The organism is Terribium retamae (assembly GCF_022347545.1).
Taxonomy (GTDB): Bacteria; Pseudomonadota; Alphaproteobacteria; order Rhizobiales; family Rhizobiaceae; genus Mesorhizobium; species Mesorhizobium retamae.
In genome coordinates this window covers 1-14,669 of record NZ_JAKREW010000045.1, presented here as the reverse complement: position 1 = coordinate 14,669, position 14,669 = coordinate 1, and the positions used below count along the sequence as shown (strand labels likewise).

21 protein-coding genes are annotated in these 14,669 nt (G+C 59.8%); 18 read left to right on the top strand and 3 right to left on the bottom strand.

From position 1 onward, the window contains the following. Positions 1–82: 82 nt before the first annotated feature. Both L4923_RS26175 and ureC read left to right on the top strand, forming a co-directional pair. Positions 83–388, top strand: a complete 306-nt coding sequence (locus L4923_RS26175) for an urease subunit beta (RefSeq protein WP_239370045.1) — start codon at positions 83–85, stop codon at positions 386–388. Beyond that, positions 388–2,100, top strand: coding sequence for an urease subunit alpha (gene ureC / locus L4923_RS26170; protein ID WP_239370044.1), 1,713 nt, complete (start codon positions 388–390; stop codon positions 2,098–2,100). Before L4923_RS26175 ends, ureC begins: the two co-directional genes overlap by 1 nt. Positions 2,101–2,416: 316 nt before the next feature. Here the strand turns inward: ureC and L4923_RS26165 are convergent, their stop codons facing one another. Continuing rightward, on the bottom strand, positions 2,417–3,661 hold the full coding sequence (locus tag L4923_RS26165; RefSeq protein WP_239370043.1) for a tyrosine-type recombinase/integrase: 1,245 nt from the start codon (positions 3,659–3,661) through the stop codon (positions 2,417–2,419). After that, positions 3,658–4,068 carry an Arc family DNA-binding protein gene (locus L4923_RS26160; protein WP_239370042.1) on the bottom strand — a complete coding sequence of 137 codons (411 nt, stop codon included), beginning with the start codon at positions 4,066–4,068 and terminating at the stop codon, positions 3,658–3,660. Before L4923_RS26160 ends, L4923_RS26165 begins: the two co-directional genes overlap by 4 nt. A gap of 132 nt (positions 4,069–4,200) precedes the next feature. Here L4923_RS26160 and L4923_RS26155 point away from each other — a divergent pair, with 132 nt between their 5' ends. From L4923_RS26155 to L4923_RS26110, 10 genes are all read left to right on the top strand, one after another. Next, the gene (locus tag L4923_RS26155) at positions 4,201–4,392 is read left to right on the top strand and encodes a helix-turn-helix domain-containing protein (RefSeq protein ID WP_239370041.1); all 192 of its coding nucleotides are present in this window, start codon (positions 4,201–4,203) and stop codon (positions 4,390–4,392) included. Positions 4,393–4,502: 110 nt separating this feature from the next. Next, on the top strand, positions 4,503–4,814 hold the full coding sequence (locus tag L4923_RS26150) for a hypothetical protein (RefSeq protein ID WP_239370040.1): 312 nt from the start codon (positions 4,503–4,505) through the stop codon (positions 4,812–4,814). Continuing rightward, positions 4,811–5,083 carry a twin-arginine translocation signal domain-containing protein gene (locus L4923_RS26145; protein ID WP_239370039.1) on the top strand — a complete coding sequence of 91 codons (273 nt, stop codon included), beginning with the start codon at positions 4,811–4,813 and terminating at the stop codon, positions 5,081–5,083. Before L4923_RS26150 ends, L4923_RS26145 begins: the two co-directional genes overlap by 4 nt. Beyond that, positions 5,076–5,381: a hypothetical protein gene (locus L4923_RS26140; RefSeq protein ID WP_239370038.1), complete on the top strand. Its 306-nt coding sequence runs from the start codon at positions 5,076–5,078 to the stop codon at positions 5,379–5,381. The genes L4923_RS26145 and L4923_RS26140 overlap by 8 nt, the downstream gene beginning before the upstream one ends. A gap of 247 nt (positions 5,382–5,628) precedes the next feature. After that, complete coding sequence (locus L4923_RS26135) at positions 5,629–5,799, top strand: hypothetical protein (protein ID WP_239370037.1); 171 nt, start codon at positions 5,629–5,631, stop codon at positions 5,797–5,799. After that, positions 5,799–6,350 (top strand): hypothetical protein, encoded by a 552-nt coding sequence (locus L4923_RS26130; RefSeq protein WP_239370036.1) that lies wholly within the window; start codon positions 5,799–5,801, stop codon positions 6,348–6,350. The genes L4923_RS26135 and L4923_RS26130 overlap by 1 nt, the downstream gene beginning before the upstream one ends. Further along, positions 6,337–6,720 (top strand): DUF6074 family protein, encoded by a 384-nt coding sequence (locus L4923_RS26125; protein WP_343304218.1) that lies wholly within the window; start codon positions 6,337–6,339, stop codon positions 6,718–6,720. Before L4923_RS26130 ends, L4923_RS26125 begins: the two co-directional genes overlap by 14 nt. Next, positions 6,717–7,148: a hypothetical protein gene (locus tag L4923_RS26120; protein WP_239370035.1), complete on the top strand. Its 432-nt coding sequence runs from the start codon at positions 6,717–6,719 to the stop codon at positions 7,146–7,148. Before L4923_RS26125 ends, L4923_RS26120 begins: the two co-directional genes overlap by 4 nt. Beyond that, a complete protein-coding gene (locus tag L4923_RS26115) occupies positions 7,145–7,384 on the top strand; it encodes a hypothetical protein (RefSeq protein ID WP_239370034.1) in 240 nt (79 codons plus the stop codon). The genes L4923_RS26120 and L4923_RS26115 overlap by 4 nt, the downstream gene beginning before the upstream one ends. 314 nt (positions 7,385–7,698) lie before the next feature. Beyond that, positions 7,699–8,238, top strand: a complete 540-nt coding sequence (locus L4923_RS26110; protein WP_239370033.1) for a ribonuclease H family protein — start codon at positions 7,699–7,701, stop codon at positions 8,236–8,238. Between the two features lies 1 nt (position 8,239). Here the strand turns inward: L4923_RS26110 and L4923_RS26105 are convergent, their stop codons facing one another. Further along, on the bottom strand, positions 8,240–8,770 hold the full coding sequence (locus L4923_RS26105; protein WP_239370032.1) for a hypothetical protein: 531 nt from the start codon (positions 8,768–8,770) through the stop codon (positions 8,240–8,242). A gap of 533 nt (positions 8,771–9,303) precedes the next feature. Between L4923_RS26105 and L4923_RS26100 the strand changes: the two genes are divergently transcribed. The 6 genes from L4923_RS26100 to L4923_RS26075 form a co-directional block, all read left to right on the top strand. Beyond that, on the top strand, positions 9,304–9,681 hold the full coding sequence (locus tag L4923_RS26100) for an HNH endonuclease (protein WP_239370031.1): 378 nt from the start codon (positions 9,304–9,306) through the stop codon (positions 9,679–9,681). A gap of 15 nt (positions 9,682–9,696) precedes the next feature. Continuing rightward, entirely contained in the window at positions 9,697–9,957 is a 261-nt protein-coding gene (locus tag L4923_RS26095) for an Acb2/Tad1 domain-containing protein (RefSeq protein ID WP_239370030.1), read from the top strand. A gap of 243 nt (positions 9,958–10,200) precedes the next feature. Next, on the top strand, positions 10,201–10,446 hold the full coding sequence (locus L4923_RS26090) for a hypothetical protein (protein WP_239370029.1): 246 nt from the start codon (positions 10,201–10,203) through the stop codon (positions 10,444–10,446). A 109-nt stretch (positions 10,447–10,555) separates the two neighbouring features. After that, positions 10,556–10,996 (top strand): hypothetical protein, encoded by a 441-nt coding sequence (locus tag L4923_RS26085; protein ID WP_239370028.1) that lies wholly within the window; start codon positions 10,556–10,558, stop codon positions 10,994–10,996. Further along, on the top strand, positions 10,993–12,726 hold the full coding sequence (locus tag L4923_RS26080) for a terminase large subunit (protein WP_239370027.1): 1,734 nt from the start codon (positions 10,993–10,995) through the stop codon (positions 12,724–12,726). The genes L4923_RS26085 and L4923_RS26080 overlap by 4 nt, the downstream gene beginning before the upstream one ends. Before the next feature lie 31 nt (positions 12,727–12,757). Continuing rightward, on the top strand, positions 12,758–14,669 hold a 1,912-nt coding region (locus L4923_RS26075; RefSeq protein ID WP_239370026.1), incomplete at its 3' end, for a phage major capsid protein.

Below are 14,669 nucleotides of genomic sequence, written 5' to 3'. Positions count from 1 at the left end.
CTCACGGCTTTGCGTCGCGCTTCATGCACGCTCCAGGCGTCGGTGGTAACCGCTGGTTTGTGGATCGTGTTCGGAGGCTGAGATGATCCCCGGCGAAGTTCTCACCCTCCCCGGCGATATCGTCCTCAACGAGGGCGCGACCCAGATCACACTGCTTGTCGCCAATACTGGTGACCGCCCCATCCAGGTCGGCTCGCACTACCATTTCTTCGAGACCAACGGCGCGCTCGATTTCGATCGTGCGGCGGCGCGTGGCATGCGGCTCGACATCGCTGCAGGCACCGCAGTGCGTTTCGAACCGGGCCAGAAGCGCGAGGTGCGGCTGGTGCCGTTCGGCGGCAAGCGGGAAGTCCATGGCTTCCGGCAGATGGTGATGGGAAAACTCTGATGCCTGCAATCCTTTCCCGCACCGCCTATGCCCAGATGTACGGTCCCACAGTCGGTGACCGCGTGAGATTGGCCGATACCGAGCTCTTCATCGAAGTCGAGAAGGACCTCACCACTTTCGGCGAGGAGGTGAAGTTCGGCGGCGGCAAGGTTATCCGTGACGGCATGGGGCAAAGCCAAACGACCCGCGCCGAAGGCGCTGTCGATACCGTCATCACCAATGCCTTGATCGTCGATCATTGGGGTATCGTGAAAGCCGATATCGGACTCAAGGACGGATTGATCGTGGCGGTCGGCAAGGCCGGCAATCCCGACATCCAGTCGGGTGTGGACATCGTCATCGGTCCCGGAACCGAAGCGATCGCCGGCGAGGGCAAGATCCTGACCGCCGGCGGCGTCGATGCGCATATTCATTTCATTTGCCCGCAGCAGATCGAAGAGGCTCTGATGGCGGGGGTTACCACCATGCTGGGCGGCGGTACCGGACCCGCGCATGGGACGCTGGCGACCACCTGCACACCGGGCCCTTGGCATCTCGGCCGCATGATCCAGTCGTTCGATGCCTTTCCGATCAATCTTGGCCTTTCCGGCAAAGGCAACACGTCGAGGCCGGCAGCACTGGTCGAGATGATCGAAGGGGGTGCCTGCGCGCTGAAACTGCATGAAGACTGGGGCACTACGCCCGCAGCCATCGACAATTGCCTGGCCGTCGCCGACGACCACGACATCCAGGTGATGATCCATACCGACACGTTGAATGAAAGCGGCTTCGTCGAAGATACGGTAGCGGCTTTCAAGGGCCGCACCATTCATGCCTTCCACACCGAGGGTGCCGGCGGCGGCCATGCGCCCGACATCATCAAGGTCTGCGGCCTGCCAAACGTGATCCCGTCTTCGACCAACCCGACGCGGCCCTATACGCACAACACCATCGCCGAGCATCTCGACATGCTGATGGTATGCCACCACCTGTCACCGTCGATCCCCGAAGACATCGCCTTCGCCGAAAGCCGTATCCGCAAGGAGACGATCGCCGCGGAGGACATACTGCACGATCTCGGCGCTTTCTCGATCATTTCCTCCGACAGCCAGGCCATGGGTCGTGTCGGCGAGGTGCCTATCCGAACCTGGCAGACGGCGCACAAGATGAAGATGCAGCGTGGCCGCCTGCCCGGCGAGACGGGCGACAACGACAATCTGCGGGTGCGTCGCTACATTGCCAAATACACGATCAACCCGGCCATCGCTCAGGGGCTTTCGAAGCATGTCGGCTCGATCGAGATCGGCAAGCGCGCCGACCTCGTGCTGTGGAACCCGGCCTTCTTCGGCGTCAAACCGGACATGGTTCTGGTCGGCGGCATGATAGCGGCGGCGCCGATGGGTGACCCGAACGCCTCGATTCCGACGCCGCAGCCCATGCACTACCGGCGCATGTTCGGCAGCTACGGCCGCGCGCCCGCCCTTTCGTCCGTCACCTTCGTCAGCAAGGCCGCGATGGCGTCCGGCCTGAAGGAGCGACTGGGCGTCACGAAAGGCATGGTTGCGGTCGAGAACACGCGCGGAGGCATATCGAAGGCATCGATGGTCCTCAACGATGCCACCCCGCAAGTGGAAGTCGACCCTGAGACCTATGTGGTCCGTGCCGACGGAGAGCTGCTTACCTGTGAGCCGGCAACCGTGCTGCCGATGGCGCAGCGCTATTTCCTGTTTTGAGCCTGCCGCGTCATCTCGGTCCCCTAGTGCGGAACTCGTGTCGGCATGTTCACATCGATACGCTCGAGCGGCACTGGCGCTAGTGACGACTTCGTAAAGCCTCGGGCGGTTCCCAACGCGAGGCTGGATCGCAGGCGCGGAAGCTGACCGAAAAACATCGGCGCAGTGGAAAGGCAAGGATCGCTGAGGTTGGACGTTTTTGAGAAGATGGCGCGCCCGAAGAGATTCGAACTCCTGACCCCCAGATTCGTAGTCTGAACCCACACCTTATGGCGCAAGGGCTTCAGTGTTTCATGTCGCGATTGTGTCGCGTTCATCATGCCAGAAAGGCGCGTTCCGCAGCCTCCATTTCGTCCGCGTCATCCGCGCGCGGGAACAGATGCCCGTAGGTATCCATCGTCATCGCGATCGTGCCATGCCCCATCCGCTCTTGCACGACCTTGGGCGGCAGAGCGAGGCCACCCTCCTCCTTGCGATTGATGCACCAGCTTGCGAACCAATGCCGAAGGCAGTGGAGCCCGGTGTATTTCGGCCCGAGGATCGGCTTGCCTCCTTCGTCCTTCTCGCCGGTGTCGATTGTCACTCCGGCGTCTATCCAGGCCGGATGCAGGCCACGCCGGAGGATGTTGTTCAACTGCTCGACCTTGCCAGCGCCATTGGCAAAGACCAAGTGCGACGGCTTAGCGTCCTCTCGGATCGGCTTGCCGTCATCGTCGCGGCCGGTGATCGGGCGGCTATAGGCGAGTTTCCATTCCTTCAGCGCATTAATGACCATCGGCGGCGCCGGCACAGTGCGCTCGCCTGAAATCGACTTTGGACGGCCAATGTCGTTGAAGCGGTCGGCTCGCTGGTGAACGCGGATCTCGCGCTTGTCGAAATCGACGTCGCTCCAGCGCAATCCCCGAAGCTCCGATGCCCGCAAGCCGCAGAAGGTCGCGGTCAGCGCCAACGGCCGCATGAAACCCGAAAGAACCCCAAGGAGCGCCTTCACCTCCTCGCGCGTCGGAATGTCCACTCCGATCTTCAAACGGCCTTTCTGTCGTTGCTCCAGCCTGCGTTCTGACGATCCGCGGCGAGCCTTCATGTCCCTCACGACATTTCGAGCCACAAGGCCGCGCTCCTGAGCATCAGCCACAAGCGCACTTAGCGAGACCAACACCTTCTTGATCATCGCCGGCGATCGCCCTGCACCGCGCAAGTCGTCTTCGAAAGACCTCACCTTAGCGACAGATAACCCGGCGAGCCTGGTTGTGCCGAGAAAAGGGCCAATGTGCAGGCGAAGGTGCCGTTCGTAATCTTCGATCGTGGCACGCTCCAAGCCGCTCGCTTTGGCAGATGCGATCCACAGCTTACCCGCCGCTTCGATGGTCGCGCTGTCGCTGTCCGCGACATGTACGCCTTCGCGTACCTCGACCTTGGCTGTTGCGGAGAAGGCGTCGGCATCCTTTTTCTTGGCGAAGGTCTTGAGGTGCCGATCACCCTTTGCGTCGACGTAATCGACAACCCAGGCAGTCTTCTCGACCCCTTTGCCAGTTTTCCACGTGCGCTTGCGGATGCTCACGTCTGGGCCTCGTCGTCACGCTCGTGCCAATGCGATCGATCCTCTTCATCCTCTGCTCGACCTTGATACCAATCCGCGAGGATGTCCTTGACCTTACCGCGTGTTTCCTCATCGAGGTCGGGAACTCGCCCCGATGCTATCCCTTCAACAGTGTCCAAAATCTCGTCCGTAAGGGCATCGATGGCACCTTCGTACCCGCGTACCTTTCGAAGCGCGCGGAGTAGATCCGTGAGGTAGCCAATTCGCACATTCAAAGGCCAAGGCTCGGGAAATTTTTCTTCTAAAACCCGCACAATTTCCGCGTTCATGGAACGACCGCTGTTTTCCGCCGCTGTTTTGATGCGGTCGCGTAGCCCGTCGGGAAGCCTCAGCGGAAACTGATCCGATCCACGCCCGGGTCTAGCCATCAGATGCCATCCTACAAAATGAAATCACAGTAATTTCATTGCCCTTGACGTGCAATAAAATCACGGTAATGTAAATCACCGTGATTTGTAACGGCAAGCGGGTTCACCAAACGTGGTTAAGAAAGGATGGATATGACCGAAGGAAAAGAGAACCTCGATCTGGTCTGGGGGGTTCAAGCGATCGCAGACATCATCGGCCGCAGCTACCAGCAGACCTACCACATGATCGCCAGCGGCAAGCTTCCGGTGGTGAAGCAGATCGGCGAACGCTACGTCGTTAGCCGCGCCAAACTGATCGCGTTCTTCATGGAGGACGCGGCCTGATGTCGGTGGAGCGCCAATCGAGAGCGTTCTCTTCCGCGCAAAAGAAAGGCCCAGCAAGCGCGCCAACGCTTCTGAGCCGTGGTTCTCAATCCGCCAAAGGAAATTCGAACGTGGAAACACATAACACACGTGCCTCGGATGAGGCAATCGTGGCCGCAATGCGCATGCTGGAAGGCCCGATCCATTCGCTGTTGATGATGTCGGAGATCATGGGCGATGCCTTTGATCATGATGTCCAAGAGCTCGACATCGACACCTTGGAAAAGCGCGGCATTCCGCGCGACGGCAAGAGCATGAAGATCATCCTCACACGGGGTCAGATCGACCGTCTGAGCTTCCTCTGGAACGATGTAATCCATCGTGCTGCAAAGCTACAGAAGGCCTATCTCGCTGCCCTTGACGGCAAGGAGATCGCAGCATGACGCGCCCCTCCAAAAGCATCACCCGTCGCCTATTCCTCCGCAATAGCGCCGTGGTGGGAGTCGCCACTGTCACAACACCGAGCGTCGCCGCCGAGCCTGCACAATCGGCGCGAGATCGTCTTGAACTGGCAATCGCAGCATTGAAGGCAGCCGCTGATGAGCTTTGGCCGAACGCCGACGACTGGATGGTGAAGATCGAAGCAACGCCCGCGATCCCTCTGCTCATCAGCAATTACGATCCTCTCGCAAAGGGGCAGCGCAATGTCTGACCTCTCCGCCCTGATTGCCACCTACAAGGCAGCAAAGTCGGCCTGGGAAACCGCCGATCGCTTGGATGACACAAAGCGTGGCCCCGAGTGGACTGCCTACCTTGCGGCAGAAACTGCGCTCGTTGTTCTCCCCTGTCACACACTGAGCCAAGTTCGGTCTAAGGTAGCGTGGTTCCTCGATAACGAAGACGCCTACGACGCGCTTCGTCGTTGCTTCATCAATGACGAGGAAACGCTTGTACCGTTCCTCCAGTCTCTCCTTGGCGGGCCAACCGATAACGCGGGAGAGACAGAATGAGGATCATCCGCGCAATCTCCTGCCTCGCGCACTACAAAGCCTCGACCTGGCTGCAGAAGGCCTCGAACTGGCACCTCTGCCGCGCTGAGGCGATCCACGCTGATATCCGGATCCGACGCATGGTTGGGTCCGAAACATTCCCCAATCGGGGAAACTCTTCCAGTCACGCCGGCCGCGTCCTGCTCTCCTTGATCGTCGGGCTGGCCGTCTGTGTCGCATGGGTGTGGTTCACTGCGAGGGCTTCGTCATGAGCGAGGCCGCCGCAATCCAGAAAGCCGCCGAGTGGCTTGCCAACACGCCACAGCGCCAGCGTCCACCGCACTTGCTGGCACATCTTCAACACGAGTTTGGGCTGACAGCTGCCCAGGCCGTCGAGGCGATCCGCGAGGGTCGTCTCATGGCAGCGAGGGCACATTGATGGCGAAGAAGAAGCACGACAACCAAGGCCGCGGCAACGGCGAGGGCCACTTCTTCCAGATGTACGAGTGGTTCATGAAAACCACCGCCTGGCAGCATGCCTCGCCGTACGAGCGCTCGCTCTATTTGGAATTGAAACGTCGATACAACGGCCGCAACAACGGCGACATTTCCCTGTCGCACCGGGAGGCCAAGGCTCTTCTCCAATGTAGCAACACTGCAATCGAGAATGCATTCAGAGGGCTGACTGCGAGAGGGTTTATTGTCGCTGTCAGGAAGGGCGCTTTCGATTGGAAGACAGCCAAAGACGGGCGAGCGGCTGGCCGTGCAACGCGCTGGCGCCTGACTGAGTTGCCGCAAGATATCCCGATAAGGGTTCTGTCCGGTGGCACGAAAGAGTTCATGCTTTGGCAGCCTGGTATGGACCTATCAGAAAAATCAGCGGTCCGTTCTAAGCGGACCAATGGTCCGACGAGAGCGGACCATTTTGAGAATGACGTCCGTTCTGAGCGGACCATAAACGACGGAGTGTCCGCTCATGTCGGACGATAAGCAGCGTTTTACCCCTCCGAGTGTCCGTTCTGAGCGGGCAGTATTATCTACCATGTCAGGGGGCCGTGTAGCGGGCGCGCTGAGCCTGCCATTGTTCACATGGCAACCACCACGCAAACTCATCCTGTTCCCTCTGACTAAGCGTGTAGGGAAGATCAGGCACACCGCTCAAAAGCTACTCGGCAAGCATGGCTATGACGCCGAGCTGTACTGGAAGCAGGTTGTCTCCTCGAACCGTAAGCATCTCGAACGCGTCGGTCTCTCGCCTGATGAGGTCGACAGCGAGTTGCGAGACTTCTTTGACGCTGTCCAATGCGAGATGGTCCGCCTGACGTATCGCGGCCGCCGGCCTGGAGGTGACGTCGCATGACCGCGCTGGTTCGCATCGAGGCGGGCCAGTGGGTGCTGGCCTTTAAGGAGAATTTCGGACCGTATCCCGGCGGAGGCGATCTCCGTGAGACGTTAGAGCGCCTGACGCATGGTGGATCTGGCTGGGACTGCCTTCATCGACCGAAGGATCAGTTCGACGTCCATCAAACAGAGCGGGTGATGCCGAAAACCTACCGGATCGTGGGTAGTGGGAGCAGGCATTGGCGAGACCAGGTTGTAGCTGCTGCTGCCACCTCCGGTGAACTCGAGGCGCTCCGCGACAAGCTGTTCGCTATCGGCTTCGCTGCCGACCGCGCGATCAATGATGAGATAGCGCGGCTCATCTCGCCCTTTGAGGCAAAGACCCGCGCCGATGCCTTGGCGAAGGTCCACGCAGCATTGCCGCACATCTTCGGGAGGCAGAATTGAGCCAGACCACTACTGAAGCACTATCTCGGCTGGAGAGTGCGCTGGATCGCTGGAGGAAGGCCTCGGCCACCGTCGCCGGTGGCTGGCGTACGCAGGCTGATATTCGTGATCGCGACCGCCTGCTCATGGAACTCGACGAGGCAATCACTCGCGCCGAACCCTTTCAGGACAATTCGGAAATCGCCGCGGCGTTGGACCGCGCCAATCAGGCAATGATGGGGAGACCTGTGGCATGAGCTTCAACTGGACAAAAATCAAAGCCCAAAAGCGAATGCAGCAGAAAGGCACCGAGGATCGGTCCGGCCCCGTCAGTAAGGACGAGCTCCGCCGGCAGGCTGACGTGCTGCTCACCGCGTACAAGGGGCCAGTGACGAAGGTTCCGGCCGGCATACGTGTGACCGGATCACAGGTATCTGGGGAAATCCCCAGACGGCCATCCGGCAACGTTGCCAGATCGGTCACTGGAAACGCTACCAGTAAGCCATCTGCGGATTATCCGCGGATAGAAAGACAGAAGCGTCCCCGTCCGGAACGCTTTCACGATCGTGCTGTGCCTCTTGGCACCGTGATTTACTGCGACGGCGCTTGTGAGCCGAACCCCGGCGCTGGCGGGTGGGGTTTCGTCGTGTACCAGGATGGCGTCGAAATCCACGCGGAAAGCAGCGGTCAGGTCGAGACCACGAACAACCAGATGGAACTCACCGGTGCGCTGATGGCGCTGCGTTGGCTTGCAACCTTCACCACCGACCCGGCCGGCATCCGGCTGTTTTGCGACAGCCAGTATGTGGTGAAGGGCTGCAACGAATGGCGGCATAGCTGGAAGCGCAACGGTTGGAGCAAGCGCAAGCCGAATTCGCCGACGCGCGCAGAAGGCGAGATCAAGAACCTCGATCTGTGGAAGCAACTGGACGCCGCACTGATCGCACTGCCGCTCACCCTGGAATGGTGCAAGGGCCATGTCGGCATCATCGGAAACGAGCGCGCAGACGAGCTTAGCCTGATCGGACGTGAGAGGGCGCTGGAGATGCAGGAACCGGCCTCGATGGACCTGATCCGGCAGCAGCTCGACTATTCGGCGCGAGGCTGGTGACCTAATTCAGCCTCGGTGAGCCAACATCCAGTTGAAGGTCAAACTTCCCAATTTCGATGATCTCGTTTCGCGCGTTTCCAACGAGTGACCACTCCTCATTGATCTTGTCCATAAAGTGAGGGTGGTCGTTGTCATCATTTTTTGCGAGGTTCTTTAGGAGACCATCGACCAGACTGGCTACTTTCGTCGGAAGCAACAGCATCGCAGTGCTGTGAGCCTCTTCCAGCTTTCGTCGAGCACTCCAATACGAGTTTCGAAGGTCTTCCTCGGTGGTTCCCCGTGGCCCACGATGGGTGAGTTGCTGGTCTTCCCATTCCGCCACCACGCTTAAAAGGGTTCCAAGCGCAGTGGTGAGCTCAGAATAGGCATTGAGCTTTCTTTCCCAGTGTTTCTCGTCTTTGTACCGGCGGAGCGCCCACCGTACTGCGCGCCAAGCGATAAAGAGGGCACCAAAGAACTGCAGGGCAAGTTTCAAAGCTTCGATGAGCACTGCGCTCATCGATAATTGTCCATCCATCATATAAAACGCCATTGCAGCCATCCCCATCTTGCCAATAGCCCACTATGGCATAGCCAAGCTTGTGCCGGAACGTTCGCAGCATCCTCCAGGATAGCGAACGGTAGGGTTGCTCCGACCCCTAAAAATGGGGCATCCTTTGGGTACGCTGGCGACCCTTACAACGTAGAAATCGACAGCGCGCAAAGCCAAGCACCGCAATGCGTTGACTGATAGCAACAGCCGAAATGGGCGGTTTCGGTCGACTTTCCGATTTTACACCGTGTCGCAAAGTCGCTTATGAAGGCCCTGTTTTGAGGTAGCCTCAAAGAATTGCGCCCAACTCGACGGCAAACGCGATTTGCATGCCATAACGGGGTGTTGCCATTACCCCCTGAAATGAGCGATATTTTGGGTACACTGGCGAGCGACGCACCCCGAGAAAATCAGACATCCAAACTCGCCAGAGACGGTTCAGTGCATGACGAAATCCGGTTTCAGGGTGTGTTGCATGTTACCCCTGTTATCGGCGATGTTCTCGGTACGCTGACGCGCTTTGCATCCCTGACATGACGAAACTCAAAACCCTCCGGCAACGTGTGGGCTCTATCGGCTCGCGCTTCGCTACCCAAGCCCATGAAGGCAAGGAACGCGACAGGCAACGCCGGCAGACCAACGAATGGCGCGCCTGGTATGCATCTGCCAGATGGCGGAAGCTCAGGATCAAGGTGCTACGGCGCGATCTCTATGTCTGCCAGCGCACAGGTGTCTTGCTCATTGGCAAGCATCCAGCTCCGAACAGCCCGGTAGTTGACCACATCAAGGCGCACCGCGGCGACCCAGCCCTTTTCTGGGATGAGAAGAACCTGCACGCGGTGAGCAAGGCCTACCACGACAGCACGAAGCAGGCCGAGGAAGCGAAAGAGATCAAGGGTACGTGGGATTGAGAAAGGTAGACCAAGATGACGCATGAGACCGTGGACGCCGGCAACAACGTTGTGACCGTGTCCAGCACCTCCGACGCGCGTACCGCCAACAACACCATGCGCCACGCCTACCGCGTGCTCTCCGAACAGGAGAAGGCTGCGATGCAGGAGATCAAGGATATAGGGCTCGCCTTCCATGACCGTATCGCCGCCCTTGGCAACAGTCGTGAGTTGTCCATCGCCAAGACCAAGATTGAGGAAGCCGTCATGTGGGCGGTTAAGCACATCACGGTGTAGGCATGATGCATCGTCCTCTGCCTGTCGCGAATGGCTGCCCAAGCTGCGGCCGCAAGCCAACAGTGCGGTATCGTCTCTTCAAGGGGTACCGTGCCGAATGCGAGTGTGGCGTCTCCGGCCCGTTCGTCTCTCGTGATAGCGAATGGCCGCTGCACGATGCCGTCTACAAGTGGGCCTCGGTGGCCGGCATCCCTGAGCGGGTACGCCCGCCTGCTCCCGCACCACTGAAGCGGTAGCACACCCATGCCCACCATCATCACCAACCTGACAGGCAGCACCCGTCACAGGGTCAACTGGTTCGGCAAGATGGTTCTACAGGTAGAGGTGAAAGCCTACCGTCCAGACACATCCCTGCCGCTCTCTCCCTTCGTCGACAGGATGCGACAGGTCGAGGAGTGGCGAGACGCCACGCAGAAGGACATGCACACGCTGCACCTCCTCGATCTCAACGCGAAGCTCAAGGCGGCAGGAGAGCCACCGGCCGAGTGATCAGGGGGGGGATGTCGACATCGGCAAAGGCCCTCCGGCGTACCCGCGCCCCCCACATTCGCATAATTTTTTCTGTCGGCCGGGAATTCTGGCTGAAATTCGGTGATCCATGGAAAAATCCGAGGACAAGGAGCCGGTTGCCAAGCGCGGCCGGCCTGCCTATCGCGCCACGCTGAAGGACCGCCAGACGGTCGAACAGATGAAGTTTTGCGGTGAGAGCGAGAACACGATCGCCAGGTCTCTCGGCATCGATGTCGGCACGCTGCGCAAGCACTTCGTCGAGGAGCTTGAGAATGGGCACGCCAATCGGCGCCGTGAGGTGATCGGCCTGTTGTTTGAAGCTGCCGGGTCCAAGAACGTTGCTGCGATCAAGAAGCTCGAGGAGATGGGGCGGATCGCGGCCGCCGAGGAATCGGTCAATGGGAAGGCCAAGAAGGAGCCACAGGTCGGCAAGAAGGAGCAGCGACGGATAGCGGCCCAGAAGGTAGGCGGGATATTCGCCACTCCTGAGGCGCCCAGGGTTGTCGCTTTCCCAGGCACCAAGAAGTGATTGAGTGGAGCACGGCTTGTCCGGACTGGCGCGAGCGCATTCTTGCGCGCCAGTCGCTGATCCCCTTTGAGCCTTTATTCCCTGATGAGGCGGAAGAAGCTCTTGAGGTCTTCAAGGCACTCAGGGTCGTGGACCTTCCCGGCTGTCCGACGTTCGGGGAATGTTGCGACGAATGGGTTTTCGACTTCGTCCGGGCGATCTTTGGCGCCTACGATCACTACGGCGTAGCAGGGCAAGGCAAAGCGACACGGTTGATCGAGGAGTTCTTCCTCCTCATCAGCAAGAAGAACACGAAGTCGACAACCGCTGCCGGCATCATGGTTACGGCTTTGGTCCGCAACTGGCGCAGGTCGGCTGAATTGAACATCTTGGCGCCGACAATCGAGATCGCGAAGAATTCGTTCGAGCCGGCGCGAGACATGGTCATCGCCAACCGTGACTTCGATGACGGGGCTCTCTTCGATCTACTTCATATCCAGGAGAACCTTCGCACGATCACGCATCGGCGAACCAATGCGAAGCTGAAGGTCGTCGCTGCCGATACAGAGACCGTCGGCGGCAAGAAGTCCGCATTCAACCTCATCGACGAGATTTGGCTCTTCGGCAAACGCGACGGCGCTGGCGCGATGCTGCAGGAGGCCACGGGCGGCATCATCTCTCGGCCGGAAGGGTTCACGATCTACCTTTCGACGCAGAGCGATGAACCCCCGGCTGGAGTGTTCAAAGAAAAGCTGGCGTATGCCCGCGACGTGCGAGACGGCATAATCGAGGATCCTCGCTTCCTGCCGGTGCTCTACGAGTATCCGCCCGAAATGATCGAAGCTGAGGAGCATCTGAACCCTGCCACGTTCTACGTGCCCAATCCGAATATCGGGCGATCGGTTCGGCAAGACTGGCTTGAGAACAAACTCAGGGCGCTGCAGCGGGGCGAAGGCGATGAAGGCGAAGACTTTCAGACGTTCCTGGCGAAGTTCCTCAATGTCGAGATTGGCCTTCGCAACCGCCGCGACCGGTGGGCGGGAGCCGACTATTGGGTTGAGGCATCCGAACCCGGGCTTACGCTGGAGAGCCTGATCGAGCGCTGCGAAGTTGCAACGATCGGCATTGACGGTGGCGGCCTTGACGACTTGCTCGGCTTCGCCGTCATCGGCCGTGAAAGGGGAACACGCCGCTGGTTGGTGTGGTGCAAGGTCTGGGCGCATCCGATTGTGCTGAAGAGGCGCAAGGAGATCGCGGAGCAGCTGCGCGACTTCGAAAAAGACGGCGATCTCGTGTTTTGCGCAACGCCGACACAGGATCTTGAGGAGGTCGTGGCGATCTGCTGCAAGGTTCGAGACGCTGGCCTGCTTCCTGAAAAGGCGGGCATTGGCGTCGACAAGCTGGGCCTCCCCGCCCTGGTCGACTCGCTTATCGCGGCGGACTTCAGGACCGATGAGGAAGGCGGAACTGTTACCGGTATCGGTCAAGGCGGGTTCCTGAATGATGTGCTTATAGGCGTGGCCCGAAAGCTCGCCGACGGCTCCCTGAAGCATGCTGGTCAGGCCGTCCTGCAATGGGCGGTGAGCAACGCGAAGGAAATCCTGAAGGGCTCGGCCAGGGCAGTGACAAAGCAGACTTCAGGTACGGCCAAAATCGATCCGTTCATTGCCATGCTCAACGCGGCCAAGCTGATGAGCCGCAATCCGGAGGCCTACCGGAAGAAAAAGGCCACGGTCCGGATACTGGGCTGATCCCCTCACAACCCGAATATTGGAGGTCGTCATGACAGTGACGCGCCGTGCTTACTCGTTCCTGACCATCAAAGCAGTGGACGATGATAGGCGCATTATCCGCGGCATCGCGACAACGCCGACGCCTGACCGTGTTGGCGACATCGTCGAGCCTCTTGGCGTGAAGTTCACCAATCCCCTGCCGTTCCTGTGGCAGCACGATCACAAGAAGCCGATCGGCACGGTGAAATTCGACACGCCGACGGCCGAAGGCATCACATTCGAAGCGGAAATTCCGAAGATCGACGAATCGGGCACGCTCAAGGATCGGATCGACGAGGCCTGGCAGTCCATCAAGATCGGGCTGGTTCGAGCCGTCTCCATCGGCTTCAGGGCTCTCGAATATGCCTGGATGGACGACGACGGCATTCGCTTCATGAAATCCGAGGTCTACGAGCTGTCGGCGGTCACCATCCCGGCACAGCCCGACGCGGTGATGACCTCAATCAAGAACATGGACGCGGCCGGTGTCGCGTTCGTCAAGACCTTCGACCCGAACGCTCCCGCCGCGACTGGCGAACTGCAGCGTCCGACGAAGCCAGCCCCCGGCGCTACGGGGAAATCAACCACTCCCGTCAACTTGCGCCCCAAGGAGGGCACCACAATGAACAAGCTCGCTGAGCAGATCACTGCTCTCGAAAACAAGCGTGCTGCCCATGCCGCTCGCATGGAAGCCATCATGCAGAAGTCCATCGACGAAGGCCGTTCGACCGACCAGGCCGAACAGGAAGAATTCGACGGACTGGAGGCTGAAGTCGAGACCATCGACGGCGATCTCAAGCGCCTTCGGGCACTGGAGAAGGCCAAGGCTCTTTCGGCTACGCCGATCGTCGCCAACCAGATCAAGACCGCCCAGAACGGCACTGCCATCCGTACCGGCATCGCTCTGGAACCGGCGAAGTTCGAAAAGGGCATCCGCTTCGCCCGTTTCGCGAAGTGCTTGGCGCTGTCCACCAAGACGCACCAACCGATCGAAAAGGTCGCCGAAGCCATGTATGGCAAGGTCGACCCTGAACTTGTCGACATCACCAAGGCTGCCGTGTCTGCCATGACTTCCGGCAACACGGCGGCGCTGATCGGCAACGAAGGCGGTTTCGCTGACTTCGTCGAATTCCTTCGCCCCATGACGATCTTGGGCAAGTTCGGCACCGCCGGCATTCCCGCGCTGTCGCAGATCCCGTTCCGCATTCCGATCATCGGTGAAACTGCCGAGGCCGATGCGCAGTGGGTCGGCGAAGGCAAGGGCAAGCCGCTCACCAAGACGACCTATGACCGCACCGAGCTTGGTCCGCTCAAGGTCGCGGCAATCGCGGTGCAGACCATGGAGCTCATCCGCGACAGTTCGCCGTCGTCTGACATCCTGATCCGCAACGCACTCGCCAAGGCGATCGTGAAGCGTCTCGACCTGACCTTCCTCGACCCTGCCATTGCAGCGGTTGCGGGTGTCCGGCCGGGCTCGATCCTCAATGGCGTGGCTCCGATCGCCGCCAGCGCCGCTACGGATGCCGAAGGTGTCCGCGCCGACGCACAGGCAATCATGGCCGCCTTCGTGACCGCCAACAACCCGCTCACCTCCGGTGTGTGGATCATGTCGGGCATCACGGCGCTGAAGATCATGGGCTTCCTGAACCCGCTCGGTCAGCGCGAGTTCCCCGGTGTGACCATCAACGGCGGCACGTTCTTCGATCTGCCGGTGATCGTCTCCAACTACGTTGGCGACTATCTCTCGCTGGTCAACGCCGAGGACATCCACGTCGCCGACGAGGGTGGCATCGACATCGCAATGTCGACCGAAGCCTCGCTGGAGATGGTGGACGCTCCTACCCAGGACGCCGGCGCGGCCGATCCGGTGGAAACCGCGGTCGTCTCCATGTTCCAGACCAACAGCGTAGCGTTCCGCGCCG